The sequence below is a fragment of the Streptomyces sp. NPDC001568 genome (genome assembly GCF_042893755.1).
Taxonomy (GTDB): domain Bacteria; phylum Actinomycetota; class Actinomycetes; order Streptomycetales; family Streptomycetaceae; genus Streptomyces.
Genome location: NZ_JBIAVF010000024.1, coordinates 108,535 through 133,752, shown reverse-complemented (window position 1 = coordinate 133,752; position 25,218 = coordinate 108,535). Strand labels below are relative to the sequence as shown.

Here is a 25,218-nt window from a genome sequence, read left to right as displayed (position 1 = left end):
GCGGTCGCCACCTTGCTGGTACGTGCGGGGGATCGGTCTAGCGAGGTGCGCGACTTCTGGTTGTTCGCGCCGTCGCCGTAGGTCATGCAGAAGCAGTTGTCGGACCAGAATGCGTTGACGTAGGCGTTGCCGTAGCGGACGCGGGAGTACGCGACCTTGCCGTCACCGGCGATGCCGTTGCGGCCGAACTCGGACTTGTAGAGGTCCCAGGTGACGGCCGCGCCGTACTGGACGTCGACAGCGGCTGGCCGATGCCGCGCGGCGGCCCGCAGTCCGTCTCCGACGCCCTCGCCGCATACGTGCCGACCTCGGCGGCACCGTCCACACCGGCTTCGAGATCAAGCGCCTCGACGACCCTCCCCGGCCCGCGCGTACGTCTTCGACACCCCACCGACCGCTGGCCCGAATCGCCCGCCTCGGACGGGTACACGACAGCTACAGGTACGGCGCGGCCGCCTTCAAGCTCGACTATGCCCTGGACGGCCCCGTCCCCTGGATCTCCGAGGCCCCCCTTCCGAGGGCCGCGGGGGCCCGGGGCGATTCCTCGTCCGTGTGCGCCGGAGCCGCCCGCGTCGTCGACGTCGCAGACCGTCAGCGTCAGTCGTGGGCGCCTGCGTGACTGTCCTTGCGCGTCTTCGCAGAGCGGAGGCCCATTTGGTCACAGAACCACAGGCCAAGGGGCGCAACGCATCGATCAGGCACGGGCCCGCCAGGCCGCCCAAGGCCACCAGGACCACCAGGACCACCAGGACCACCAGAGCAGGCGAAAGGTCTCCACCGCCAGCGAGCAGACCGACCTGCTTCTCGCCCGCCAGGAGATCAAACGACTCCGGACCGAGAACGGTCAGCTGCGGCAACAGGCTCGCGTCCATCTCGGGCAGCAGGTCGACCAGCTCGGCAACCACGGCCTGGTCGACCGCGTCAACGAGCTGGCCAGAAGAGAACCTACGGCAGTCCACGGCGGAACGGCAGGCGACCGCGAAGAACGCTGAGCTCCAGCAACGGGTCACCGGGCTTGAGGACGAGCTCACCGCAGCCCACACCAGCCTCCGCCGCATGATCCGTGACGAGAACCGCCCGCTCCCCGCTCACTAGAGCAGCCCTGAGCCGCCTCGCCGGAGGGTGTCTGCTCCCGGCTCCAGCCTCCGGCTGCCGCAACCGTTCTATACGACGCCTGCGGACCAGTCTGCCTTCGCCAAGCTCATCTGCAGCGCGGACCAGGACTGCCCGTCTACTCGTTCCACGTCGGGAAGCACCTGGTCCACGCGGAACCCGAGGCGTTCATACAGCCGCACAGCATTTCCATTGTGGGCGAAAACCCCCAGCTCCACTCGCTCCAGTCCCAGTGGAGCGAAGGCAAAGCTCAGTACTTGAGTGAGCAACGCGGCCCCGCATCCGTGACCTCGGGCATCCGGAGCGACGAGGACCCGCCCGAGCCGGGCAGACAGACCATCAGCATCGAGACGCAGCGACGCATGCCCTACGGGCCGGCCATCCGGACCGATGCCCGTCCAGGTCCGGCGCCCCGGCTCCACCACATAGGCGGCGAGTTGCGGATCATCCAACGGCCAGGTGAACCCCGGACCAGCCCACGTCAACAGCTCGGTCGGCCCGGATATCCACGACGCGATCACGCCAGCGTCGGCAAGAGTGAACGCGCGCAGTTCAACCACAACGCCCCCACATCCAAGATCAGCTCTCATGCACCGGGACACTACCGCGACCGATGACAGTCATCCCTCTCCACCGCCGCTACATGCCTAACGTCCCTTACGTCACCAGATCGAGCTGACCTGCTGATAGCACGCTGTGACCCGAGATAACGACGGAGAACACCGCGTCGCTGGACACGTGGACTATGCGGATTCCGTACTTCGCCGCCACCATCGCGAGCCCGATGGGACCCTCTGCCGTTGTCGCCCAGTCGGCCGATCCGCTCGGTGCGTTGACGACGAGCTGCGGACGCACGTCGGACATGACGGCGTCCAGCCTTCCTGCGTCCCGCAGATCAAGGTGGCACCACGAGGTTGGGGAGACGGGGCCGGGCTTGGTCGCGTACGTCGCGACGATCGTTTGCCCCGCTGTTCTCGCCTGCCGGACCAGCTCAGTCCCGAGAAGGCCGCTGCCGCCAACGTCAGAACAGTCATTTCGACACCGTAGCCCGGCCTGCGACGGTGAAGGCGGCCACCCGGGAGTTCGGGTGACCGCCTTCACCGTCAGCGTGCCGGTGGGGGCTGCCAGAGGTAGCGAACGTCCGTCTCGCGCTCGTCGTTGCGCAGACCGTCCGTTCGCTCGACCTCGACAAAGCCGTGTCGTTCCTAGAGGCGCTGCGCCGATTCGTACGACCAGCTTCGGTGTCGGCATCGGGCGATCCACTTGGTGGACGTTAGGAAGCCACCCCGTACCGGATGGGAATGCCCAGGAATGTCATCGCTCTCCGGCAAGCCTCACACCACGACCCGGGCAAAAACATCCAGCACCACGGACGCCGGTTCGGCCCGGCACCCTGACAGGAGTGTCGGGCCGAACCGGGAAACGATCTCCGCGAGGTCCCGACGCCGCGGTACCTGCAGCAGCAACGTCGGACTCGCCCGGGACCGCTCAGTCGCTATCACGTAAGTGCAGGTCAAAGCACCGATGAAGAGCTTTCAGCGACCGAAGCGACTCAGAATTCAAGGTATGCAAATCAACCTGCATGGACCCGTCCGAGCTCGACGGAGACGCCACGTCCAGGGCCGTCCGGAAGTGGATGTCCCAGCTTCCAATCGTCCGGTGGGCGTTCGGGGCCACAAAGGGTGAACCCGGCGCTGCGGTGATCCTGGCCTGACGTGGGTCCAGGGCTTGAGTCGCTGTCTCATCGACGCAGGTCAGAGCTGTCTGGCGCGACTAGCAGCGACTGAAGCGACTCAAGGTTCGATACCTCTAGCCTGTTTTGATGACGCCCGACGGAGAGCGCAGGAAATCAGGCGTCCGCGGCTTGAGCCGGGCGTTCGGAGCGTTCCGTCTTTCGGCCTCTGCTGCCGGCTGCCAGGGTGGTCGGGTCGACGGCTTCGGCCGGTGCGCCGCTGGCGTAGAGGCCGTCGGGCACGGTGTCGCGGTCGTGGGGCAGGAGCCAGAAGACGCGACGGCGGAAGGTGCCGCTGGAGCGTGAGGGTTTGGCCTTGCTGTCGAGTTGTGCGTAGCCGACGAGGCGTCCGTCTCGGTGGTACGCGGGCTTGCCGCGGCGGGTGGGGAGGCGGTCGAGGGATTGGCGGACGTAATCGAGTTCGGTGACGTCCTCGAGCCAGACGAGGTCGACTTCGTGGTGGATCTCGTCGTCGGAGATGAGGGAGCTCACGCGTTCTCCTCCTCTGCGAGCAAGCCGATGCCAGGGTAGTACTTCTTGGAGTTGGACAAGATCATTTCTTTGGGTGAGGCAAGGCCCACGAGTTCGCGTGCCCGTGCTGCGAAAGCGCGGGAGGAGACGGTGGGCGCTCCCTCATTCTGGCACCAGGTGCGGTAGACGTTGTAGAGGCGGGCCTGCTCGGCCTTGTGGTCGGTGTGGAAGGTGCAGCACTCCTCGAAGAAACGGCCGGTGTGGTCTTCGGTCTCGGCGTACGCGTTGGTGGCGATGCGGACGGGGGCGGGTCCGGTGAGGTCCTTGTCGCCTGTGAGGTAGCGGCGGGCGCCGTCGATGAGCCAGGCGAGGATGCCGGGGCCTTCTTCGGTGACGAGGATGTCGGCCAGGTTGTCGATCTTCCGGTCGTCGGAGACGACTTTCTCGAAGGGGACCAGGCGCATGCGGCGCCAGAACGCGAAGCCTCCGGTGCCTACCTCGGGCCTGTGGTTTCCGATGAGCCACAGCTTGTGGGTGGGGGCGAAGGAGAAGAAGTCCTGTCGCATGCGTCGGGCTTTGATCCGGTCTCCGCCGGTGAGGAGCTTGACGCGAGCTTCGTCGAATTTGTCCCCGGGTTTGACCTCGGAGCAGACAATGACGCGGCGGCCGTGGAGTTCGGCGAGTTCGGTGGGATGGCCGTCGAAGGTGCGGGCCATCAGGAACCCGGGTGGGGCGGCGTCGGCGTAGTCGCCCAGAAGTTTCATCAGGACGTCCAGAAGGACGGACTTGCCGTTCTTTCCTGAGCCGAAGAGGAAAGGCATGACCTGCGCGCCGACGTCGCCGGTGATGGAGTAGCCGAGCATCAGGTGCAGGAAGTCGATCATCTCCTTGCCTTCGGCGTCGTCGCCGAAGGTGTCGGTGAGGAAGCGGTTCCAGCGCGGGGTGGGCTGCGACTTGGGGCCGGTGGAGGTGGAACGGGAGTGGAAGTCCTTGTCAGACTGTGGGGCACGGCTCAGGCCGGTGCGAAGGTCGACGATGCCAGCCGGGGTGCACAGGGAGTAGGGGTCCGCGTCGAGGAGTTCGGCTCGAAGGACCATGCCGGGGGCGGCTTTGGCCTGGGTGAGCATGGCGTTCATGCCGGAGGTGCTGAGAGCTCGGCGGCGGTGTTTCTGCAGTGCCTGGTTGCTGTGGATTCCGCGCGGGTCTGTGGTCGCGATGGCCTCGGCGAGGTCTCCGGCGGCCCAGACGACGGTGTCGTCCTCGTCGATCTGCCAGCGGGTGGTGTCCCATCGGTACCAACCGAGTCCAGGCACGTGCCGGTAGTCGCCTGAGTAGAGGCGGACGAACAGCTTCGCGTTGCCGCGGTCGCTGAGGGTGTCCGGGAGCAGGCCGGCGGGCGTGGCGTGATCGAGGTGGACTTGCTCACCGGCCTGTGAGGGGAGGGGGGTCGGCGGGGCCTGGGCGAGGATCTGTGCGGCGACTGCTTCGGGGTTGAAGTCGAAGAGGAAGTCGTCGGTTTCGGGCGTGGGACTCACCGGCGGCCTCCGAGGTGCAGGGGGCGCTTGGCGCCGGCGGTCATGCCGCTGCGGATGATCTGGTCGATGCGGTGTGCCTGGCCGGGGCGGGCCGCCTCCGCAGTCTCTCGCAGAGCCTGCTCGGCTGCGGATTCGGCAAGGTGCCCGGCCGCGGCAAGTCCGCCGAGGGTGTAGGCGGCCCTGTTCAGCTTCTCCGTGAACCCTGCGCCTTCCTGGAGTTGGGCGCAGGCCGCGACGTCGGCCAGCAGGGCGGTGAGCAGGCGAGAGGTCTGGTCCTGGCCCCCTCCAGCGGCGAGCACGGCTTGTCGGGCCCGTGGCGGGACCGGCCGGGGCGCGGGGATGTGAGGGGCCGGGAGGTGTCCGGTTCGCTGCAGTTCCTGGGCGAGCCAGGCGGGGAGCGGTCCGGGTTGTCGATTGCTTCCGACGGGCGTGTACGTGCCGGCTGCGGTGGTGGTTCCGGGGGCGATGATGTAGCCGCCGTGGGCTCGGACGTCGACCTGCCAGGCGAGGCCGCGCTTGCCGGAGCCCGTGGAGCACTGCCAGCGGCGGCCGTCGGTGGCCCGGTACCAGACGTGCATGCCGCCCGAGGGGGTCCGGACGCGGAGGGTGGAGGTGTCCTCGGCCGGGGAGGCCTCGCCTCGGAGCGCGGCGAGTACGGCGAGCGAGTGGTAGCCAGTCGCAATGCCTGAGATGTCGATGTGTTCGCCGATCGGGATTCCCGGAAGGGCTTTGTCCCGTTGCGGGGGCTCGCTCTGATGGGCGTCGATGTCGATGACGACCAGGGCCGCCGGACCACAGGCCACTCCTACGCCAAGTCCTGGCGTGGTTCCCCACCACTGTCGGATGCGGTCGTAGTCCAGGGTGGCGGCGTGGAAGCCATGGCACCAACGGCCGGCGGCGTGGCAAGGGCAGTCGGTGTGAACGTGCCCAGGAGTACTGCAGTCCCGACAGTTGGCGGCAGGGGTCTTCCGGCCCGGGGCCAGCGGGTGGACGGGCCAGCCCCGGCTGGCGCACCACTGAGCCAGGCGGAGACCAGCAACTGAACGCTCAGGGGTGGGCTGCCCTGAGTCGCTGCGAGAAAACCGCAGCTCAGCGGGCATCTACTTCCCCTTACAGCGACTGAAGCGACTCAACAACAGACACAGCCTAGCGAAAGCGGCCGGGGCGCGGGGGCAGTCCTTCGCACGCACCTTCCCGGCGTGTCGTCCCTGCGAGCCCGAAGAGCCTGCTGAGCGACCGAACCCAGCTGCCGAAGCGACTGAGCACACTTCAGTCGCTTGAGTCGCTGCCAAAGAAATACCAGGTCAGAGCCCTACAGCACCATCAACAGCGACTGAAGCGACTGAAGCCTCCTATATATGACGCACACGCGCACACAGGAATGTACTCATATACCTGAAGTTCAGTCGCTTCAGTCGCTGTTCTGGTTAGTACATGCCTCTGACCTGCTGGTTCTTCGAGCGACTCAAGCCAGCTACCGAACTTTCACCAGGGTCGCTGCCCCTCACACACGGCTGGCCAGCACGTCACCACGTAGGGTCCATCACTTGGTTGAACGGGAGGACGAGGCAGGCGGTGCAGGGGCAGGACGCCGATTACGGGAAAGATCATCCCGCGCCTTTCGTGGCGCTTCTCTAAGAGACATTCAGGCAGCGGAAGGCGCTACCCGCGATCCGGCAGGCCCCCTCCGCCGGTGGCCATAACGGCCTCGGTGAAACCCGCTTCGGCCGCCGATCAGTGAGCCATATCGATCACAGTGACCGTGCCCCCGTATCCCCGACGGCATGGCGCTCGTCCACGCGGGTGTTCAAGACACGATCCACCCGGTCCAATGTGGGGCGGTTAGGCCCCGCCAGCGGGCGTAACTCCCTGACCGTTCCGTACAACACTCGGCCCGCGTTCGGTGTGGACGTTGCTGCCAGGTCACGAGGATGGGCACAGGAACGAGAGCCCACGCCGAGCCGGTCATGGCTTCCACGGCAAGGTCTCTGCCGAAGAGCTGTCCCAGGCAAGAAACACCAGCGACACTGCTGAGCGCCTGGGGAAGGGCGGCCGTTTGGTCGGGGGACGGGCTCCGGCTGCTTCGTGGATCAGACCTCGATGTAGGCCACGACCACGACGGTGCACAGTGCGGTGACGAAGTACAGGACGCGGACGGATTCGACTTCGTCGGTGTACTGGAGCAGTCGGGGACCGGTGGTGGCGTCGGGGATCGGATCGCCGATGTCCGGGTCGACGGAGATGACGACCAAGGCGCGGTCCAGGGCGTGGATCTCAGCCTCGCTGGTGATGTTCTCGAGTTGCTTGGCCGCGGCGTCGGAGAAGGCGATGCGGGCGCGGCGGCCACTGCGTCCGGGCATCAGGCTACGGCCGGACGCTGGGTGGCAAGTCGGTGGAGGTGAAACTCGCGGAGCTCTTCCCAAGGCGTGCACTGCTCCGGGTCGGGCAGGCCGTTGGCCGCGACGTCCTCCAGGACCGCGGCGAACTGGTCGGCCTGGGCGCGGGTCCTGGCCGCGTACGCGCGCACCGCGTCGGCGGCGGCGGGCGCCAGCAGCTGCCGGGCTGTGGCATCGGCGGGGGCCGGCTGTTCGCTCATTACGGACTCCATGGGCCGAACGGGTGTGTCAGACCACGGTATCGCCGGGTGAGTGGGCCCGGGACCACTCCGGACGAAACCAACCCGCGTCCCCGCCCAGGAGGGAGATCACCCAACGCGCCAGGTGACCACTTGTTCTGATCGAGCAGCACCAGGCTCCCTGGGTTCGGCTGCCTCCGTGCGGGCGGCCTCGACAACCTGACTCGGCCCCACCCGACGGCAGAGGCTGCTGGGACTGCGGCTATGTCATTTCCAGCACTCGAATCGGTCTGTTCCGGTTGCGTCTGCACTGCATTTCGTTCACCCGAAAAACTTTCCAATCGCGTGTACCGCAGTAGGGGGGTGCGCACGCTGTCCTTCCTAGAGGCACCCGCCTCCAGTACCGGAAGAGGAACGACACGGTGCTTGATCTTCCTAGGAGGACACGTGCAGCTGAACGCTGCGCCGCTGGTGGACGCAGAGCGGCCACCCGTGCCATCCGCCGATTCGGACCGGAGCGGTCAATCAGCTCTACGCGGCATAGCGGCCCGAGCCTCCGCAGGACCGCGCCGTGCCATGGGCAAGGTGGACAGGTGAGCGAGGTGGGCACCGCGGAGCACGGTGACCCGGCCGGTATGACGCGCGATGTTTGGGGCCGACTGCTACCCCAGCCTGTTCCCGCCGCCCGAAACGGCGGGGCCCCTGGCGAGGCATCCGCACTCGACGAGCTGCCCCTGTTGCCGGAAGCCCCCGCGCACTGGACCCCGGAGCAGGAGGCGGCGTTCCAGCGGCTCCACCGCCGGCACTCCCAGAGGTTCTTCCTGTTCGCACGGGGCAAGCTCCTCAACCGCTGCGATGCCGAGGACGCGGTCCACAGTGCTTTCGAGTACATGGTGAAGCACTGGCCACGGCTGTCGGAGACGGAGAACCCTGGCGCGTATGCGTGGCGGGTACTCAAGAGCCGGATCGCCGACCTGCAGCGGGCCGGGCGCCGGATCATCCCGGTCGACGACGAGCAACTGCTTGCCATGGGCAAGGGCTGTCCCGGTGGAGATCCGGGCACGGAAGTCGTGGACCTGATGGCTCTGGAAGGGGTGATCCAACAGTTCCCTCAGCGGTTGCAGGAGGCGCTGGAGCTTGAGCGGCTCAACGTGCCGCTGCGGGAGGTCGCCGAGCTGATGGGGATCAAGGAGGAATCGGCGCAGATGAATCTCAAACGGGCCCGTGCCCGCCTCAGGCGGGAGCTTGAGGCGCTGAATGAGCGGGGGCAGCAGTGATGAGTCAGGCTCACCCTGCTTCCGGGAGCGGGACCGACGCCGGGAACTGGTACGACGTACCGGCCGCCTACGCCCGACTGATGGCATCGGCCGGCTACCCCTGCCCGGTGGGCGACCTGCCCGAGATGGCAGCCAGTGACAGGGCGGGCCTGGAACTCGAAGCGCTGTGTGTCAGCGTCGTCCTGCACCCGCAGGCCAGCCGGGACATCGCGCTCCTCGTCGATGACTGCGGCCTGTCCACCGCCGGCGCCGTGGCCTTCGGATGCCTGCTCCACCTCGCCGGGGAGGAAGCTGCAGGGTTCTGGTGGGAATTCGCCGCCGGCGCAGGCGAGCCCGAGGCCGCATACCTGTTGATGTTGGACCACAAACGACGGGTCGAACCCCGCGACGAGGCCATGTGGCGCGACCGGCTGAAGGCCGCACTCGAGCCCCGCCCTCACGGAACGCCGAGCGGTCCGGGATGGACGGAGCAGCCAGAGCTGACCGCTTCCTTGCGCCACAGTCTGCGACGGACCGCCAGGTACGCCGAAGTTCACGAACACGACGATCTTGGCAACATCTGGCTCCCGACCACGCGCCTGGCGAAGGCACTCATGGCCCTTGCCACTCCGACCCCTGCCACGAACCCGGCACCCCAAGGGATCACTCAGCAAATCTCGACCGCACCGACAACCAGCGACTCGACGGCCGACGAGCAGTCGCGCGAAGAGGTGCTGGACCCGGTGGCAGGCGGCCCTTCAGTCCCTCCGGGAGGAAGGACGGCGCCGATGGGGCTTGCCTCCAGGCGGCTGTGGACGCCGCCGCCCGCACGGCGGCCGTTGCCCGGCCAGCACGACGGGCATGCCCCGGCGGAGTGGGAGGACTCGCTGCGGATCCTGGACGTCCTCCAACTCGTCCGCGAATCCGGCTGCGTCGATCTGCAGACCGTGGCCCGAACCGCCGGACTGACCCCACAGGGTGCCGCCGGACTGCTGGCCTGGCTGGACACCAATAGCCTCACCCGCCCGCTGGACAACCACACACACGGTCCCGGGCCGCTGCTGGCCGAGATCGCCCGTGGCAACTCGGTCATGCAACTCGTCCTGGACCAGCTCCGCGACGACACCGGCGCGGCGATCTACCTCTCCACCTACACCGACGGAGAGATCGTCATTCCCCACCTCGCCTGGGGTCCGGACGCTCCGCAGGTCACCATGACCGTCGATTTCAAGGAGACGCCCCACGCCAGCGCGGTCGGCAAAAGCCTGTTGTCCCAGCTGCCGCCCGCCGGGAGAGCCGATTTGCTCTCCCGCCATCAGCCCAAACCCCTGACCCGCCGCACCATCACCGACGCCGTCGAACTGATCAACAGCATCGACCGCCACGGCCCACAGAGCACCTACTTCGACGTCTTCGAGTACAGCGACATGGAAGTGTGCGTAGCGCTCTCGCTGCCGCTCGCCGGCCAGGTCTGCTCCGTGGCCCTCTCCCTGCCCGCGGCCGCCCGTCACCGCCTGCTCGAAGCCGCACGAGCCCTCAGCGACCGCTCCATCGGCCTGTTCCTCGCCCTCGTCCTCGCCACCAACCCAGAACCCGCCACACCTGTCCTGACACAGCCAAGCCCAACAACGCAGCCTGCCCCTGAACCCGCCCTGACACCCGCCCCGAATCAGTTGTGGACACCGGGCCCCGCACCGGTCCTCACCCCGCACATCGTGCACCCCCACACCCGGCTCACCATCACCACCGGCTGACAGCAACAGCCACTCTCAGCCGCCGGCCCCGCCGCCACCATCACGGCTCCCCCGGCCCGAAAGGTCAACATCATGGATAAACCCGCCAACGACCCAGACCTGCCCGCCGAACCCACACAGACACACACCACCGCCCAAGCCATCACCAACTGGCTCGTGCCCACCCTCCTCCTGCTGGAAATCATCGGACACGCAACAGCCATCCTGGACAGTTGGCACTGAGCTCCGAAAGCCTTGCCCCGCGTCGAGGTACAGCCACGTGTCTGCCGGGGCCGATACCCCAGCCCGACGTTGCCAAGGGCCGCAGATGGGTCGTGCACACCCACACCAATGGCAGCTTGGCCACGGGCTGTTGGCACGGTTGCGGTGATCTTGCTGGAGTAACACGGTGCCGCCGGCGAGCGGGCCATGCTGCAGGTCCGCTCGCCCTGGCAGCCACCGTCACCAACCACATGTCCCGGACGTTCAAAACCGACCTCTACAGGAAGGCGACCGCCGCCCCCTCCCCGGCCTCTCGAACATGACCCGCGAACGAACTGGTGAAAGCCCTGACCCGGGCATGACCAAGGCATCGGGTTCAGGCCGGGCTCACCGAGGCGGCAGCCCGGCGGCCGAGTTCCTGGCAGGCAGGACGGGAGCCCAGAGCCCGGCGAGCTCTGGGAGATTGCTCTGATGCGGCTGTTGGCTGCGCGGCGGGGCGACGCGTCCGTCGTCGAACGGCAGAACTCAGGGTGCGGGAGGAAGCCGATGGTCGTAGGCCGCGATGGACCGTCAGGACTACGCCCAAGGTCGCGGCCTGTCTGCGCCGCGGGCCTGATCCTTATGCGTAGGGCGACCGCATAGCGTGCTGTCCGGGTCAAGATCGTCCGCTTAAGGAGAGACATTGGGCACCGCCTCACCGGTATCGCTGGTCACGGGCGCCAACCGGGGAATCGGTCGCGAGACCGCGCATCAGCTCGCCGAGCTCGGGCACACCGTATTGCTGTGTGCCCGCCGTCCGGAGGATGCCGAACACGCTGTCACCGGCCTCGCCCCAGGCGTTTCTGGCACGCTGCTGCCGCACCAACTGGACGTGACCGACACCGACAGTGTCCGCGCCCTCGCCCACCAGGTGGACGCGGAGTTCGGGCGCCTCGATGTCCTCGTCAACAACGCCGCCATCAACTACGACACCGCCCAGCGAGCTGTCTTCGCCGATCTCGACGAAGTCCGGCGCACCCTGGAAACCAACCTCTTCGGCGCCTGGCAAACGGCGCAGGCGTTCCTGCCTCTGCTGCGCCGCTCGGCGCACCCACGTCTGGTGAACGTTTCCAGCGAGTCCGGATCCCTGGAGCGCATGTCCGGCGGAACCCCCGCCTATGGGATCTCCAAGGCGGCCCTCAACGCCCTCACTCGCAAGCTCGCTGACGAACTGCTGGGCGAGGGAATCCTGGTCAACGCCGTTTGTCCGGGTTGGATCGCCACAGACATGGGTGGCCCGGGAGGCGGATCCGTTGATCAGGGAGCCACCGGTGTCGTCTGGGCTGCGACCCTTCCCGATTCCGGCCCCACTGGCGGCTTCTTCCGAGAGGGCGAACCCCTGGCCTGGTAGGCGGCCATTCCGAATTCCGAAACGCCCCGCGCATGGTGTCCCAGCGGCGACAGGTGGCCCTACGACGACGCTGTAGGCGGCGCGGAGAGGGTCGTCACGCTCATGCGTAAGACATGCAACTCCGCCGTTCTGGTCTACCGAGGAGGACAACGGACTGTTCCTGGTTTGCGGGGCCGTCCCGCCGGACTGTTGAGGAGTTTGGGGCTATGAACGTCCTGTACTTCAACGGGCCTGTGCAGAACGGCTCGTTCAGCATCGCCGAGCGGCCGGGCAAGGCGGCCGGGATCCGCGCGGCCGAAGCACTCAACTCCGTTCTGGGCGCAGAACCGGTCCCACATCTGTGGAACACGGTCACGTTGGCCGGGGACCTGCGCCACCGTGACGCCCCCGACCGGGACACCCTCGGGCGGCAGGAGCGTGAGGAACGCGCGATCGCCGCCAAGTACGCGCCGGGCCCCGCCCCGGTGGTGTTCTCACCGATACCGCGCCCCTCGTGGCCGCTCTCGCGCTGGAGATGATCGAACGCCGTCTGGCGGAGGGCGTCTTGTCGGTCGTTCCTACGGCAGTCCATCTCTGTTCCCGCTGCGGTCACATGACCGGAGCCGTCGCCCACGCTTGCCGGGCGTGCGGGCACCAGGGCTCCCGGCCTGACACCCGGCGGCTGCTGGTTTGGGACCGGACCCCCGGCGAGCCTGTACTCGTACGTGATGACTTCCACGCCCACCAGGCTCGGCCACCGGGACATCTGCTGACCATCGCCCAGAACGTTCCGGAGAGGCTGATCCTGTCCCGCTCCCGCGCGCATGGGATCAGTCTCGCGCCGCTCGGGCTGGACGGTCTGGTCCTGGACCCGCGGGCCGGCGTGCACATCGCCGTGCTGGCCGCCGCCGCCCGGCATGACGCCGGGCAGCCGGTGATGACGCTCACCGAGAACGCCGCGGCGAACGTCGCCGCCTACGGGGCCCCGTTCCGGTGGCACGACGGAACGCGACTGCGGTACGCGCTGCACGGGCGCATCCCCTACGACGACACCGCAGCGCTGCGGCGCCTTTGCGAGGTGCATCGCGTCAGCCCGCCGCTACGAGAGCTGTTCCTCACCTGGTTCCTACCGGTGTGCTCCCTGCACCTGCGGGCGGGCATCACCGCGGCACAGCTCCCGGCCCTGCTGAAATTCTGGCGCCGCGCCCACCTGGCCCGGCCCGACCTACCGGGGAGTGACGTTCTCACCGAACTGCGGCGCCGCGTCGCGGTGGGTGATATGCGCTGGGTCATGGAAGTCCGGACCCTGTCCCGAGCCATTCCCGAGGACCCGATCACCCAGGGTTCCGCCAAGGAGCCAGAAGGAGCGAGCTGATGAATGAGAACGACTGGAGGTTCGTCAAAAGGCGGACTGCCGCTGCCGACGGCGCGGTGTACGTGTCGGGCGACGGAACACGCTACCGACGCACCGGCGGAGCCGAGCTCCGGACCGAGGCAGAATTCCAGCGCCGGATCGCGGAACTGGACTACCCGGTCCCCCACGTCCTGGAGGAAGGCGTCACCGGCGACGGCCACTACTACGTCGTGGAGGAATCGCTGGGCGAGCAGACGCTGCACGACCGAGCGATGGCATCCCTGGACGGCGTCCGCGCCCTGCACGACGACGTCGTCGACACCGCCGGACAGGTCGGCGCCCGGCTGCTGCGCGCCCAGACTGCTCACCTTGTCGCACCCGAGCCCGGCGCACTGCGGCAGTGGCTGGACAGCGCCGGGTTCACCCAGAACGTCTTCCAGGAGAACCCCGACCTGGACAACACCCGCACACACGCCGCGCTCGACCACGCACTGGACAGTCTCGGTACGGTTCCGCTGGTGGGGGGCCACCTCGACTACGGGCTGCCCAACGTCCTGGCGGGCGGGGTCATCGACTGGCAGCACCACGGCCTGGTACCCCTCGGCTACGACGTCCTCCCCGCCCTGGAAATCATCGCCTTCAAGGGCGGCAGCAAGGGCTACACCGCAGGCCCCGCTCAGCGGCACCGCTACCTCGCCGTGCTGGACGAAGCGAGCCTGAACACGACCGGACAGCCGGTCAGTCAGAACCTGGGCGCATACCTGCTCGTCAAGGCCCTGTTCTTCCTCGCCCTGATGCGGCCCGCCCACCCCTCCCGTGCGGACAAGCACATGAAGTGGCAGTACCGCCGTCATCTCTTCACGAAGGGACTCGAGCAGTATGAGCGAACCAGGACGGTCGATACCGCCCTCTTCCCCGGCCTCCACGAGTTCGCCACTCGGCACAGCGCTGGCCACCATCCGTGAACGCGACTACCTCCTCGACCGCGCCGGAGTGATCTTCAAAGTCAGCGGCGATGCCCACCCTGGCACGTACTTCCTCGACGGCGTCCGGTGCTGCCACTACTCCCCCGCCGTGGGCTGCGTCGTCACCGGTGCCTGCGGTTTTGGAGCTGTCGGCACGCAGGTGAATTTCAGAGCCATAACATTCGCCGTACTGGATTGCTTGAAGTGGCAGTCGTCTCGACGGGCTCGCCCGGTTCCATGGCTGTGGGACCTCGAGGCGCTGCACGTCAGGCCCTGCTCCGGACAACCTGAAGGCCCGGGTTCCTGCGACGTGACTCGCAGGAACCCGGGCCTTTCAATGTTTCACAGGCTGGCGGTCATGCCCCGGCTACAGGTCCTTGAGGAGCAACTCGGCGACCTGAGCGCGGAATGCTGGGTCGGTTGCGGCGGCGAGGTCGTTCACGAATGCCTCGGGCGAGCCGAGCAGCTCGGCGTAGCGGTTGATTGCCAGGTGCCGTTGAGCTTCCGGAACCCGTGCGAAGAACAGGTCCATGGTGGCCACCCCATCGGTCCAGGGGATGAAGAAGGGAGCCCGCGGTGCCTGGGACGGGGCCGGGGCCGGCGCAGGTGCGGGTGAGCGAGGGTCGGGCACATGCTGCGAGTCGGGGCTCTGCGGAGCTACGTCGAGGGGTTCCTGAGACCTGTCCCCCTCCGCCGCCGGAGGCGCGGCCTGGTTTACCGCGGTAAACCGAGACAGATCAGTCACCGGCTGAGTCGGCAACGGGTTTGGCTGCGGCGCCGCCTCAGCAGTCTCCGGAGCACTCTGGTTTACCGCGGTAAACCGGGTGGGCTCCTCAGACGCCTTCGGCGACGGCATGGCCACAGGGGCTGCGGCCGTGACCTTGGCAGCCCGGGGCGTGCGGGGCGCCCGTTCGGCCTCCGCACGGCGCTGGACCTCCAGCTCCCACGCCTCGCCCTGTTCGGGGTGGGGGAGTCCGGCGATGTCGCGGGCGACCCTGATGGGCATCTCACCTTGCGACACGAGAACCTGGAGTTCTGAGGTGAGCTTGAGGAGCTTGCGCTGTTGGCTCACCCAGCCCTTCGTCTTCCCGTAGTGCGCAGCGACCTGATCCGCTCCCCCGAGCTGTTCGACCATCGTTTCGATACCGATGGCCCGCTCGATGGGGTCCAGGTCCTCACGGTCATTGTTCTCGGAGAGAACGGCGTCGAGGAAGTCGGCCCTGGACTTCGCCACGTCCTCGTTGTGCACGACGTTCAGTGTCGTCAGTCCGACGGCGAGGGAGGCCCGGAAGCGGCGTTCGCCGTTGGCGATGACGTAGGGCGTCGAGTCGACGCTGTCTGCCTCCTCGGGCCAGAGCTTGAGGTAGGCGGCGCGTGAGACGACGACGGCCGGTTGCAGCTGGCGCTTCTTGAGCTTGAGGCCGAACTCTCTCAGATCGTCCTCGGTGCCGAAGTTGCGGCGGGGGTTGAACCGTGTGGGCACCATGGTGGAGAGCGGAAGGGTCAGCAGCAGCGGGTCGCTCCTGCCGGGAACGTCGTCGACCTTCTGGCCGGCGAGCGAGGCAAGGCTGGTGCGGCGTCCGGCGGCCATCAGGCGCGACCTCCGTATCCCATCTCAAGGGCGAGGCGGAAGAAGTCCTCGCGTGCTTCCATGGCGACCCGGTTCTTCGCGTACTGGGTGACGACCTTGCCCTCGACGGAGGCACGGGTGTGGACCTTGTAGCGCCTTATGACTGTCTCGGCACGGGGCCAGCCCTGCGCGTCGATGTACTCCTGGGTGTCGACGAGGTCGGCAGTCCCGTCGCGGGGGTCCCAGTTGTTGATGATGACCTTGTACGGCAGTCCGGTGGGCTCGATGACCTTGGCGATGGTGCGTGCCGTGGGGTCGAACGCGAGGCCTTCCGGTGGCATCGGCACGATCACGTCGTGCGCGTACTTGAGGGCCTCGAGGAGCAGATTTTCGTCCTGGAGGCTGCCGGGGGTGTCGATGAAGACGTGCTGCAGTCCGTCCTTACTCTTCTTCAGGACGTCGGCGACGACTGCGCCGAGGTTGAGGGTTGTGGTGGTCTTGCCCACCCCGCCCTTCTGATTGGCAATCACGTGGACCCGGGCTCCTGTGTCCTTGAGGAGCTTGAGGTTCTCGGGGGTCTCGTGTTCCTGCGAGAAGTCGAAGGGCAGGTCGCTGATGCGGTTGGCCCACCAGACGGTTGAGGCCTGGGGGTCGATGGAAACGACGTACACGCTTGCTGGCATTTTGATGCTCGCTCCGTTTGCTTCCCGATGAATCCGGTACTTCGGGCTGAACGGAATGATGCCAGATTCGGGCTGCCCGGTTTGTCGTGACGCCACGAGGCGTGAGGATCCCTGCCTTGTATGTCCGCTTCAGTCCTTGGTTTACCGCGGTAAACCAACCCCGCCACTCGCGCGCACTGTTGTCAGCGGCCTCGAGTCGATGGCGGCTGAGTCCCGAAACGATCTCCGCCTCACAGGCGTCGGGGTGGTCAGGGTGATCGACGTAAGGAGACGCGAGGTCGAGCAGGTCATCTCAATGCCCAGGTCTCGCTGTCGTACTGACAGTCATCGCGGTTTTCCCACGGTAGTTCGGGGTCTCCCGTGGCAGGGCTGAGTCAATGTCGGGCGAGCACGCGTCGCTTGGCCTCGACCTCCCGCAGGACGCGAGCCGGGTTGTGCAACGCGACGTGCAGGGCGATCGTGGGATGGGAGCCGGAGAGTTTTCCGTGGCAGAAGTCGAACGTGGCCCGTCAGCGGTCCACTCCCCCGCAGCCGTCACCGTCGCACCGTCGGGCCAGGTCGGTCTCTTCATCCAGTCCTGCGTGAAGGAACGTCACAAAGTCTTGGCTCATGCGGTCATCCTGGGCGATGCGCCAGGCCCCGGCCGGTCGCCTGAATTTCCACGCCGCAGGCCCCCCGCCGACCGCTCCACAGCGGAAAGATCTTGCGGAGGCTGGTGTGTGCTCACGGCGTCCAAGTCGTCCTGGACTGCTCCGTTCACAGGCCTGAGCGCTCACGCCTTCGGGAAGATCGGGACGGTTTTGCGGCGCGAGGGTGCGGAGACTGCCCGTAGGGGCAGGCGTGGAGCCTTCCACTGGAGGACCGGGCCTCTACTCGTCGCAACTTGCTAACGAACGAACCCGACCACGCGGCAGTTCACCCCGCTGTTCGGGGCTCTCGAAGTCGGCTGCGGACCGGATCATCATGCCCAAGACGCTGGCCACGGCCGCCGTCGACCGGCTCCTGCACCAGGCCCACGTCGTCCTGACCGAAGGCTCCAGCCTGCGGCTGACCCAGGCCACCACCGGCCAGGGCGTGATCCCGTTGAACCAGCCGGGCTGATCCCAGCCGGCTCAAATGGCAGGCTCCGGCAGATGACCTAGGTGCTCGATGACCCGCTTGCGCAGGAGGAGGTACTCGTCCCAGCGGCGGGGCAGGGGGCCCGGCGGGCGTTCGATGACACGGGCCTCCGTGACGGCCTGGCCCAGCTGGAACTGTTCGTGCGTCAGGTCGAGTTCAACACCGCTGGGCAGCCGATTCCACCAGTGGAAGCCGTGCTGGTCCCCATCGAGGTGCACTTCACCGAGCATGAGGTCGCCGCCGAAGACGTCATTGACGATCAAGGCCGTAATGTCACAGTGGCCCCAGGCCGGGTTGCCCGGCTGCCATTCGGCCTGATTGTCGGGCGAGCAAGTATCGGCAGCCCAGCTGGCTCGCAAGGCAATGTCGAGGTCGAGCAGGTTCCAAGGGATCATGCCGACAGCATCGCAGTCACCACTGATACCGGAGGCGGTGCAGAGGTAGACGGCCCGTCGTCTCCCAACGCTCGCGCGAGCCTCCATCCGAGCGACGAAAAATCATACCTGGCAGGGAGATCAACTGTCCGTCCAAAGGGACCTTGAGAGTCCGCTCACCTGGATGGCCCGCTGTCCGTGGACACGCAGCAGCCTCGTTGTCGCGGGCTCGTGAACTGGTCGGGGAACGGAGCCATGATGGTCTGGTGGGGACGTGTTGGAGATGGAGTTCCTGAAGGCCCGGCTGCAGATGAGTGGAATACCCGTCGACGCCGATCGATAGCTGCCCCTAGGGCCTGTCTGACAAATGATCACCGTGGACTCGCGGAGCCAGAGGATCAAGGAAGCCAGGACAACTCCGGCACGGTAGCGGTCGCCGAGCTTGTCGAACCGGGTCGCGATCGCGCGGAACTGCTTGAGGCGGGCGAAGCATCGTTCGACGACGTTGCGGTCGCGATAGGTGACCTTGTCGAAGGCCGGCGGCCGGCCGCCGAGGGATCCGCGTCGGCGGCGGTTCGCCGCCTGGTCGCGGCGCTCGGGGATCGTGGCAGCGATGCCCCGGCGCCTCAGCAGATGACGGACGGACCTGCTGGAATACGCCTTGTCACCCAGCACACGATCCGGTGTCGTGCGCGGGCGGCCCGTGCCGAGGCGCGGGGCGCGGATGCCGTCGAGGACCTGGCCGAACGCCGTAGCGTCGTTGACGTTGCCGGGCGTGAGCACAATCGACAGGGGCAGGCCCCGGCCATCGACGGCGAGATGGACTTTGGTGGTCAGTCCGCCTCGGGAGCGGCCGAGGGCCTGGCGCGCTTGCGAGCCGCCCGGATCTTCCAGTTCGTCCCCGTTCGCATCCCCCTTTTGCGGGCGCCCACTGCGTGCTGGTGGGCTCGGTTGATGGTGGAGTCGACGGAGACCGTCCATTCCACGCGGCCCACCGCGTCATCGCGGACCTGAACATGCTCCAGCAACCGTGCCCGGGTGCCGTCCGCCTCCCAGCGGGCGAACCGCTCGTAGACGGTCTGCCACGGCCCGAACCGGTCGGGAAGATCCCGCCACGGAGCCCCGGTCCGCAGCCGCCACAGCACCCCGTTGACCACCTGCCGGTGATCACGCCACGGACGGCCCCGTCCGCCCACATGAGGCAAAAGGGGCTCTATCCGTTTCCATGCCGCGTCCGTCAGCTCACCTCGACCTGCCACAAGATCAATTATCAGACCGGCTATAGAGTCCTGCCCGTGGTGAATCATCAGGACGAGACCAGGACGGCCTACGACGGTGTCGTTGAGTTGTACGCATCGCTGTTCGCAAACCGGCTGGAGACACAACCTTTCTCCCGGGCCATGATCGGCACCTTCGCCGAACTGGTGCGCGCGACGGGCAACCCGCGGGCAGCGGACGTCGGGTGCGGGCCCGGACATCTGACAGCCATGCTGCACGAACTCGGCCTGGACGCCTTCGGACTCGACCTTGCCCCCGGCATGGTCGACCACGCCCGGCAGGCCCATCCGGCGCTGCGCTTCCAAGAGGCGCGGATGGAATCCCTGCCGGTCGAGGACGCCGCGCTCGGCGGCGTGCTGGCCCACTACTCAATGATCCATACCCCTCCTGGAGAACTACCGGAGCTGCTCACCGAACAGGTGCGCGTCCTGGCGCCGGACGGTCTGCTCCTGGTCTCCTTCTTCGGGACCGACGGACAAGAACCGGTCCGGTTCGACCACAAGGTGGCGCCCGCCTACAGCTGGCCGGTGGATCGCCTCGCCGAACTGCTGGGCGATGCTGGGCTCGACCCCTTCGCCCGGCTGCTCCACGATCCAGCCTCTGATCGGGGCTTCCTCGACGCCCATCTGCTGGCCCGCCGTTCGTAGCCACTGCCCAGTCCCCGGCCGCTCGGCGCACCTCCAGATTGCCAGCTCAGCCGAATCTCGCTGATCAGACTGGAATTGTCAGACAGGCCCTAGGGGACTGAACAGGAGTGCTCCCGCGCTGGCATCGATCTTGAGTTTGGGCTGTGGCCCACAGTGATCAGACGTCGGTCGTTTGCCGTCGGGACCTGGTTGGACCGGGTGCCGGTGGCGTGCCAACTAGCCCGGGCAACTGCTGACAACTACCGCTGCGAATTCGGCTGAGAGGACCAGGCCGGATCTCCCACTCGGTGACAGTTATCGCTATAAGTCACACGCTGCTTTGCTGCGGAGTAGCTCGTCTCGTGCGATCTCCCCGGGGAGTTCGCACGAGACGTCCCCGCGTTATATCCGTACTTGAAGATTCAGTGAGTCCGAGCTCTGGGGGGAGGGGAGCCTGTAGGCGCGTGTGAATGGAGCCGATCGGCGATGGCCGTGGTGTGGAGCGGCTGCGGCAGTTCGAGGCCGAGCCGATACTTCCAGCAACAGGGAGAGGCATGGGCAGGCACCCAACTCGGCACGTGCTCACGACCCCGGGCTGGCGTGGCACGTGCCGGTCCCAAGCCGACGGGTGAGGCCGCGAGCAGCGTGTGATCGAGCTGGCTCGGGAGTCTGCGACCTCATTGAGATCGAGAAGCGTGCGGCTCCCACGTTGTACCGGTGGGGGCCGGGGACGTGGTGATATTGGGCCGTTGTGGTGAATTGGAGTTTCCTCATGGGGGACCGGAGCCGACTGAACGCCCTGGAAGCCCGTCTGACGGCGTTGCGATCAGGGGGTGATCCGATCACTCCAAGGACCTGGAGATCAAGCCTTCAGGGTGCCATTCTGCGGGTCGCTTATGACCCGGTTTCTGTTGTTTATGAAGTTTCGCATACACCACGTCCCTCCTCAGAGGACCCTGACAGATCTCAGCGAACTTCGATCGACCCAGTTGTCGTCACAACGAACTTCGACCTCGTCGGGACCCCGGGTGCTGGAGGGGCGTATCGCTCTTTTGACTGCGGCCGCCGTCGATGCCTGTCGATGGGTCGGGTTCCGACGTGACTGCGTACCCCGTCGTGGCCGAGGATGATCAGGATCTCGGTGGGGCCGCGGTCCCTGCGCAGGGGCGCGGGGGATCAGGGAGGAGAAGCAGGCGGCTTGCCTCGTCTCGACACGGATGACGCCTTCGCCGGGGCAGAGGACCACCGTGCCGGACAGCACGGGGAACCAGTCACGACCAGAATGGACGCCCAGGTCGTCCAAGCCGACATCGCTGGCCCGATCGATGATCCGCGTCTTCCCCACGGTCAGCCGTAGGGACCGTCATCCCTCCTGAGCAGCCAGGCCGTCAGGCCGCGGCGCTCGTCGCGCTCGGGCCGGATGACGACATCGGAGTCGCCGAGGGAAATCCACAGCACCCCTGCGAAGGCGGTGAGATTCTCGAGACTCAGAGGCAGGAGATCGGTCTCGATGTGGCTGACCCGGGAGGGGCTGATGCCCGCCCGTTCCGGACGTCGCACCGCGTGAGGACCTCAGAGTGCGTACCACCCGCACAACTTGGATCGCTTGCCGTCCCTGAACTTGCAGAGAGGGAAATGCCCCTGAGTGAGATGGTCCTGGCGTGGCCGATCACATCCAACGGTGGGGCAAGGTCCTCACACACAATGCTGGCCATGGCAGTCCGTCTTCGACAACTCTGACCCATAGCTGATGCTCGATGGATCTGCGATCTTGTCCACGGCTGACTGCGGCCCTGATCATCCCAGGGGCCAGCCCCTGGACCCCGCCAGCGCCTGGCCGCGCTGGACCGGCCGAAGCATGGGGGACCGCCGGCCCCCCAGACCCCCAGGCCAGGCGCTCAGGCGCCCTGGACCCGCTCACCCTCATGTCCTGCGCCAACTCCCTTACGGTCGTTGGCGCACCGGTCGGGCGCTGGGCGCCCTTCCTGAACACGAGGGACAGAGATCAACAGTGGCTGGTGCCGCCTCAAGCTGATGTGGGGGGCTGAAGGTGATTCGTAGAGATGAGCGTTGGTTGAGCGCTGAGGTGCTGTGGCTGAACTTGGTGAGGGGTCAGTGTGGTTGTGGGTATGAGTTGGTGGGACCTGTTTGTCACAAGATGAAGACATTTGGGAGCAGGACGGGTTCGGGTCGCTCTTGTAGTAAGAGGCCGCGTAAGTTTCAGTCCTCTGACCTGCATGTTTGTGATCATGAGTGTGCCGTCTGCGGCACACTTGGGGGCGTGAAGTGTGTACCTGGCGGGCACATTTGGGGAAGAAATCAAGCAGCGGTTGATTTTCTGAGCGCTCGTTCCTGCGATTGATCGCCGCAGGTCAGAGCATCGGGTGCCAGGGCGGACGGTGCGGGATTGCCGTGAGTGGCCGTTCGTCAATGTGCTGCCATGGCGGCACAGAAAATCAAGTACTCGTGGACTTTCGGACCGCCGGCGCAAAGAAAGTCCACGTGGCGTGGACTTCCGGATCCCGGCCCGTGCCGTTCGCGCATCAGAGGCGGCCTCCGGCGCGCCGCTGCACCAAAAGACAAGCCCACGTTGATTTTTCGGTAGTCTCAGACCGCCTGAGTAACAAGGAGGTCCTGTGACATCTGATCCGCCCGCCCGTCGTCGACAGCGCGGGCCCCGGCCTGTCCCGGCACCCGCCGCGGCAGGGAACGACGCCGAATACGGAGACATCCTGGCCGTCCTCGGCCAGCAGCTCGGGGAAAAGGTCGCGCAGGCCACCGACCCCGGTGGTCGACGTCGCCTCAAGGGCGTCCACTTCGAATACGCCGCAGACCCGAGGTCCGTCCACGACATGGCCGGCGGCGCCGGGTACAGCCTCGCCAGCAACTGGTTCACCCAGCTCCTGGCGCAGCTTGCCGTCGCCAACAGCATCACCAAGTCCCAGCTCTGTGTCTTCCTGTTCGTGGCCGGAGGGCAGGTGCCCGGTACCGGCATCGCCCAGTACACGCAGCAGGAGATCACCGACGGACTGAACAAGATTGCCGCGCAGAAGGGCGGCAAGATGATCACGCGTTCCACCGTGAACCGTGCCGTCCAGGCGCTGTGCGGATACAACTGGGTGGAGAAGGCCGGCAATGGTCGGATCCAGATCAACGTGCGCCTGTGGTTCCAAGGCAACAGCACGGCCCAGCACGAAGTACTCGCCGAGATTGGCGACAAGCACGCCCACGACCCCGAGGCATTCCCTTATGCCGTGGGACCGGAAGGCGCCCACCAGGAAGAGTTGGACCTCGACTTCGGTTCCGAAGCCAGCTTTCGTGGAAGGAAACGTACCGGGTGATAGTGCTGACCTGCCCGCGCACGGGCGACCGCTCACGAGGAAGGCCATCCCATGGCTAACGTCATGTCTCCGATCGTCGCGGAGCGCATCTGGGCCCTGCCGCTGTCAGGGTCCGCCGTCAAGTTCCTCCAGTACCTTGTCTCCCGCAGCGACTTCGGGGGAGCGCTGCCGGTACGGCAGAAGGACATGGCGGCCGAGTACGGCGTCACGCCCCAGGCCATCAGTGGACTCATGGCGCCTCTGTGCGACCTCAACATCGTCCTGAGGCCGCGCAGCGAGGAACGGAACGGCAATTCCTACCGGCTGCACCCGCTCGCGGCGAAGTACGAGAGCCCCGACGCCATGGAAGCCGCGTTCCGGGCCGCTCTCGCACGGATCCAGGCGGGGGACCTCCCCAACCTGAAGCTGCCGACCTACCATCAGGCTCCGCCGGCCCCGAGCGGCAGGCCGAAGCTCCAGGTCGCTTGACGCCGGAGATCGGCCGGGCCACATGCATAGGGCCCCCACCAAGGTGGGGGCCCTCTGCGCCTGAGTAACAATTGTCCTCAAGTATATCTGCCGAGCTGGTTTCTTGCAGGCAGCCGGACTCGACCGTAGGTGCGGACGAGGGGTCGGGCGGAGACCTTATGCCCGTCGGTGCCGGTTCCCTCGCCAAGCGAGGCCGGCTACCACCAGTGCGAGGCCCCTTGGGATCGGCGCGTTGCGGCGCTCGCTAGGAGTACGGCGCGAGTCTCGGGCTTCATCCATCGATGAAGCCACTGCTCCACGGTGAGCCGGCTGGCCGGCGTTCAGGGGACGCTGCGAAGGTGTGCTCGTGTCGTCGGAGCCTTGGCCTGCTCGATCTTCTTGCGAGCCTTCTCTTCCAGGTAGTGAGTCAGGCGGAGTTCGTACTCGTCCTCGAAGTGGCCGACGTCGAGTCGGTCTTCGCGTGCGAGTGCGGCCAGTGCTGCCTTGCGTTCCTGTGGGTTGGGGTGCAGGGCGAGCATGGGGTGGATCTTGAAGCGGCCTCGGCCGATGACGAGGATGAGGCGGGCGGCGACGAGGTAGGGCATAGCGCGGCTGATGACGCCGCGGTTCAGAGCGAGGCCGGTGGCGAGTTCGTCGTGGGTGGCTCGGACGTGGCCGCCGGGCTGCTGTTGGGTGAGCATGTGCAGAAGCAGGGCGTACGCGGTGGGCGGAAGCCTGGGCACGAACGTGAGGCCCGCGTAGGGGTTGTACTGCGCGCTCGGGTACGGCGTCGGGGGAGTGGCCGAGGTCATCATTCCTTCGCCTTCCCCTTCGTGCCAGGCCGCGGTCCTTCCGGCAGCTGTGCATCGGCCTGCGCCATGGACTTGAACGCGGCGGGAGCGTCCGGGTCCTCCAGGATCTGCTTGAGCAGGTCCAACTGGTCCACGCGTTCCCCCTTCACCTTGCCGGCCGCCCCGCTCTTCCCCTGCTCCAAAGGCCTCATGCCTCCGCGCAGGGCTGCTGACGGCGCGAGCTGATACACACCGCGACGGACCCGACGAAGTGCGCCGTCCTCGACGAGAACACGCAAGGCCCAGGAGATGTGCGAACGGCTGTATCCGCCCAGCTCCTCACCGATCTCCTGCTGGGTCTTCTCGATCATGCCGCCGACTTCCTGAAGACCGATGCAGGCGACGAGAACATTGAGGACAAAACGAAGGCCGGGGTCCACGTACCGCTGCGATGCCCAACGCATGAAGGCCAGGGAGTCCATGCTGTACGTCCTGCCGATGAAGCCGGTCGCCGTCGCCAACGGGTAGACGTGCGCTCCGTGCCCCGGGGGAACCTCCAACTTGTGCCCCGCGATGATGCGCTCCGAAGGGGCGGGTGACGGCAGGGGGCGGCGCCGCTTGACCGGCCGCGGTGGAGACATGGGAACTGCAAGGGTGTTGCCTG

24 protein-coding genes and 5 pseudogenes are annotated in these 25,218 nt (G+C 66.8%); 13 read left to right on the top strand and 16 right to left on the bottom strand.

Features of this window, described 5'->3' with window-relative positions; genetic code table 11:
* Positions 1-35: 35 nt before the first annotated feature.
* Positions 36-260, bottom strand: a pseudogene (locus tag ACFY0I_RS34580) (peptidase M4 family protein); the annotation flags it as partial.
* Between ACFY0I_RS34580 and ACFY0I_RS34575 the strand changes: the two are divergent.
* Positions 243-529: pseudogene (locus ACFY0I_RS34575) on the top strand (hypothetical protein); the annotation flags it as partial. The pseudogenes ACFY0I_RS34580 and ACFY0I_RS34575 sit on opposite strands and share 18 nt — an antisense overlap.
* A 634-nt stretch (positions 530-1,163) precedes the next feature.
* On the opposite strand, the gene ACFY0I_RS34570 reads toward ACFY0I_RS34575, so the two are convergent.
* The 7 genes from ACFY0I_RS34570 to ACFY0I_RS34540 all read right to left on the bottom strand — a co-directional run bounded on the left by ACFY0I_RS34570 (position 1,164) and on the right by ACFY0I_RS34540 (position 7,447).
* Positions 1,164-1,673 carry a GNAT family N-acetyltransferase gene (locus ACFY0I_RS34570; RefSeq protein WP_388903262.1) on the bottom strand — a complete coding sequence of 170 codons (510 nt, stop codon included), beginning with the start codon at positions 1,671-1,673 and terminating at the stop codon, positions 1,164-1,166.
* A gap of 97 nt (positions 1,674-1,770) precedes the next feature.
* A complete protein-coding gene (locus tag ACFY0I_RS34565) occupies positions 1,771-2,364 on the bottom strand; it encodes a sugar nucleotide-binding protein (protein ID WP_388903259.1) in 594 nt (197 codons plus the stop codon).
* A 598-nt stretch (positions 2,365-2,962) separates the two neighbouring features.
* A complete protein-coding gene (locus ACFY0I_RS34560) occupies positions 2,963-3,337 on the bottom strand; it encodes a DUF6009 family protein (protein WP_388903258.1) in 375 nt (124 codons plus the stop codon).
* A complete protein-coding gene (locus ACFY0I_RS34555) occupies positions 3,334-4,851 on the bottom strand; it encodes a phage/plasmid primase, P4 family (RefSeq protein WP_388903256.1) in 1,518 nt (505 codons plus the stop codon). The genes ACFY0I_RS34560 and ACFY0I_RS34555 overlap by 4 nt, the downstream gene beginning before the upstream one ends.
* Entirely contained in the window at positions 4,848-5,951 is a 1,104-nt protein-coding gene (locus ACFY0I_RS34550; RefSeq protein WP_388903254.1) for a bifunctional DNA primase/polymerase, read from the bottom strand. The genes ACFY0I_RS34555 and ACFY0I_RS34550 overlap by 4 nt, the downstream gene beginning before the upstream one ends.
* A 990-nt stretch (positions 5,952-6,941) precedes the next feature.
* Positions 6,942-7,211 (bottom strand): hypothetical protein, encoded by a 270-nt coding sequence (locus ACFY0I_RS34545; RefSeq protein WP_388903252.1) that lies wholly within the window; start codon positions 7,209-7,211, stop codon positions 6,942-6,944.
* Positions 7,211-7,447: a hypothetical protein gene (locus tag ACFY0I_RS34540; RefSeq protein ID WP_388903250.1), complete on the bottom strand. Its 237-nt coding sequence runs from the start codon at positions 7,445-7,447 to the stop codon at positions 7,211-7,213. Before ACFY0I_RS34540 ends, ACFY0I_RS34545 begins: the two co-directional genes overlap by 1 nt.
* A gap of 572 nt (positions 7,448-8,019) precedes the next feature.
* Here ACFY0I_RS34540 and ACFY0I_RS34535 point away from each other — a divergent pair.
* The 7 genes from ACFY0I_RS34535 (at position 8,020) to ACFY0I_RS34505 (ending at position 14,325) form a co-directional block, all read left to right on the top strand.
* A complete protein-coding gene (locus ACFY0I_RS34535; RefSeq protein WP_388903248.1) occupies positions 8,020-8,703 on the top strand; it encodes an RNA polymerase sigma factor in 684 nt (227 codons plus the stop codon).
* Positions 8,704-8,810: 107 nt separating this feature from the next.
* The gene (locus ACFY0I_RS34530; protein ID WP_388903247.1) at positions 8,811-10,436 is read left to right on the top strand and encodes an IclR family transcriptional regulator C-terminal domain-containing protein; all 1,626 of its coding nucleotides are present in this window, start codon (positions 8,811-8,813) and stop codon (positions 10,434-10,436) included.
* A 72-nt stretch (positions 10,437-10,508) separates the two neighbouring features.
* Positions 10,509-10,658 (top strand): hypothetical protein, encoded by a 150-nt coding sequence (locus tag ACFY0I_RS34525; protein WP_388903245.1) that lies wholly within the window; start codon positions 10,509-10,511, stop codon positions 10,656-10,658.
* A 661-nt stretch (positions 10,659-11,319) separates the two neighbouring features.
* Positions 11,320-12,027, top strand: a complete 708-nt coding sequence (locus ACFY0I_RS34520) for an SDR family oxidoreductase (RefSeq protein WP_388903243.1) — start codon at positions 11,320-11,322, stop codon at positions 12,025-12,027.
* Between the two features lie 206 nt (positions 12,028-12,233).
* Positions 12,234-12,545 carry a hypothetical protein gene (locus tag ACFY0I_RS34515; protein ID WP_388903241.1) on the top strand — a complete coding sequence of 104 codons (312 nt, stop codon included), beginning with the start codon at positions 12,234-12,236 and terminating at the stop codon, positions 12,543-12,545.
* Between the two features lie 74 nt (positions 12,546-12,619).
* The gene (locus tag ACFY0I_RS34510; RefSeq protein ID WP_388903240.1) at positions 12,620-13,381 is read left to right on the top strand and encodes a hypothetical protein; all 762 of its coding nucleotides are present in this window, start codon (positions 12,620-12,622) and stop codon (positions 13,379-13,381) included.
* The gene (locus ACFY0I_RS34505) at positions 13,381-14,325 is read left to right on the top strand and encodes a phosphotransferase (protein WP_388903237.1); all 945 of its coding nucleotides are present in this window, start codon (positions 13,381-13,383) and stop codon (positions 14,323-14,325) included. The genes ACFY0I_RS34510 and ACFY0I_RS34505 overlap by 1 nt, the downstream gene beginning before the upstream one ends.
* A 367-nt stretch (positions 14,326-14,692) precedes the next feature.
* Here ACFY0I_RS34505 and ACFY0I_RS34500 read toward each other — a convergent pair whose 3' ends face one another.
* The 3 genes from ACFY0I_RS34500 to ACFY0I_RS34490 form a co-directional block, all read right to left on the bottom strand.
* The gene (locus ACFY0I_RS34500) at positions 14,693-15,916 is read right to left on the bottom strand and encodes a ParB/RepB/Spo0J family partition protein (protein ID WP_388903235.1); all 1,224 of its coding nucleotides are present in this window, start codon (positions 15,914-15,916) and stop codon (positions 14,693-14,695) included.
* The gene (locus ACFY0I_RS34495; RefSeq protein ID WP_388903233.1) at positions 15,916-16,578 is read right to left on the bottom strand and encodes a ParA family protein; all 663 of its coding nucleotides are present in this window, start codon (positions 16,576-16,578) and stop codon (positions 15,916-15,918) included. Before ACFY0I_RS34495 ends, ACFY0I_RS34500 begins: the two co-directional genes overlap by 1 nt.
* 374 nt (positions 16,579-16,952) lie before the next feature.
* The gene (locus ACFY0I_RS34490; RefSeq protein ID WP_388903318.1) at positions 16,953-17,018 is read right to left on the bottom strand and encodes a DUF6221 family protein; all 66 of its coding nucleotides are present in this window, start codon (positions 17,016-17,018) and stop codon (positions 16,953-16,955) included.
* A gap of 279 nt (positions 17,019-17,297) precedes the next feature.
* Here ACFY0I_RS34490 and ACFY0I_RS34485 point away from each other — a divergent pair.
* Positions 17,298-17,541: pseudogene (locus ACFY0I_RS34485) on the top strand (IS5/IS1182 family transposase); the annotation flags it as partial.
* Positions 17,539-17,679: pseudogene (locus ACFY0I_RS34480) on the top strand (ATP-binding protein); the annotation flags it as partial. The pseudogenes ACFY0I_RS34485 and ACFY0I_RS34480, both read left to right, overlap by 3 nt.
* A gap of 11 nt (positions 17,680-17,690) precedes the next feature.
* On the opposite strand, the gene ACFY0I_RS34475 reads toward ACFY0I_RS34480, so the two are convergent.
* Positions 17,691-18,092 carry a hypothetical protein gene (locus ACFY0I_RS34475; RefSeq protein ID WP_388903231.1) on the bottom strand — a complete coding sequence of 134 codons (402 nt, stop codon included), beginning with the start codon at positions 18,090-18,092 and terminating at the stop codon, positions 17,691-17,693.
* A 328-nt stretch (positions 18,093-18,420) separates the two neighbouring features.
* A pseudogene (locus tag ACFY0I_RS34470) lies at positions 18,421-19,330 on the bottom strand (IS5 family transposase).
* A 36-nt stretch (positions 19,331-19,366) separates the two neighbouring features.
* Between ACFY0I_RS34470 and ACFY0I_RS34465 the strand changes: the two are divergent.
* Entirely contained in the window at positions 19,367-19,996 is a 630-nt protein-coding gene (locus ACFY0I_RS34465; RefSeq protein ID WP_388903228.1) for a class I SAM-dependent methyltransferase, read from the top strand.
* Between the two features lie 1,326 nt (positions 19,997-21,322).
* Here ACFY0I_RS34465 and ACFY0I_RS34460 read toward each other — a convergent pair.
* On the bottom strand, positions 21,323-21,535 hold the full coding sequence (locus ACFY0I_RS34460) for a helix-turn-helix domain-containing protein (protein WP_388903225.1): 213 nt from the start codon (positions 21,533-21,535) through the stop codon (positions 21,323-21,325).
* A gap of 1,076 nt (positions 21,536-22,611) precedes the next feature.
* Between ACFY0I_RS34460 and ACFY0I_RS34455 the strand changes: the two genes are divergently transcribed.
* Both ACFY0I_RS34455 and ACFY0I_RS34450 read left to right on the top strand, forming a co-directional pair.
* Complete coding sequence (locus tag ACFY0I_RS34455) at positions 22,612-23,316, top strand: hypothetical protein (protein WP_388903223.1); 705 nt, start codon at positions 22,612-22,614, stop codon at positions 23,314-23,316.
* A gap of 51 nt (positions 23,317-23,367) precedes the next feature.
* A complete protein-coding gene (locus ACFY0I_RS34450) occupies positions 23,368-23,784 on the top strand; it encodes a hypothetical protein (protein ID WP_362883743.1) in 417 nt (138 codons plus the stop codon).
* A 320-nt stretch (positions 23,785-24,104) separates the two neighbouring features.
* On the opposite strand, the gene ACFY0I_RS34445 is transcribed toward ACFY0I_RS34450, so the two are convergent.
* Together ACFY0I_RS34445 and ACFY0I_RS34440 are read right to left on the bottom strand one after the other, a co-directional pair.
* Positions 24,105-24,578, bottom strand: coding sequence for a hypothetical protein (locus ACFY0I_RS34445; protein ID WP_388903220.1), 474 nt, complete (start codon positions 24,576-24,578; stop codon positions 24,105-24,107).
* Positions 24,575-25,036, bottom strand: a complete 462-nt coding sequence (locus tag ACFY0I_RS34440) for a hypothetical protein (protein WP_388903218.1) — start codon at positions 25,034-25,036, stop codon at positions 24,575-24,577. Before ACFY0I_RS34440 ends, ACFY0I_RS34445 begins: the two co-directional genes overlap by 4 nt.
* Positions 25,037-25,218: the final 182 nt, after the last annotated feature.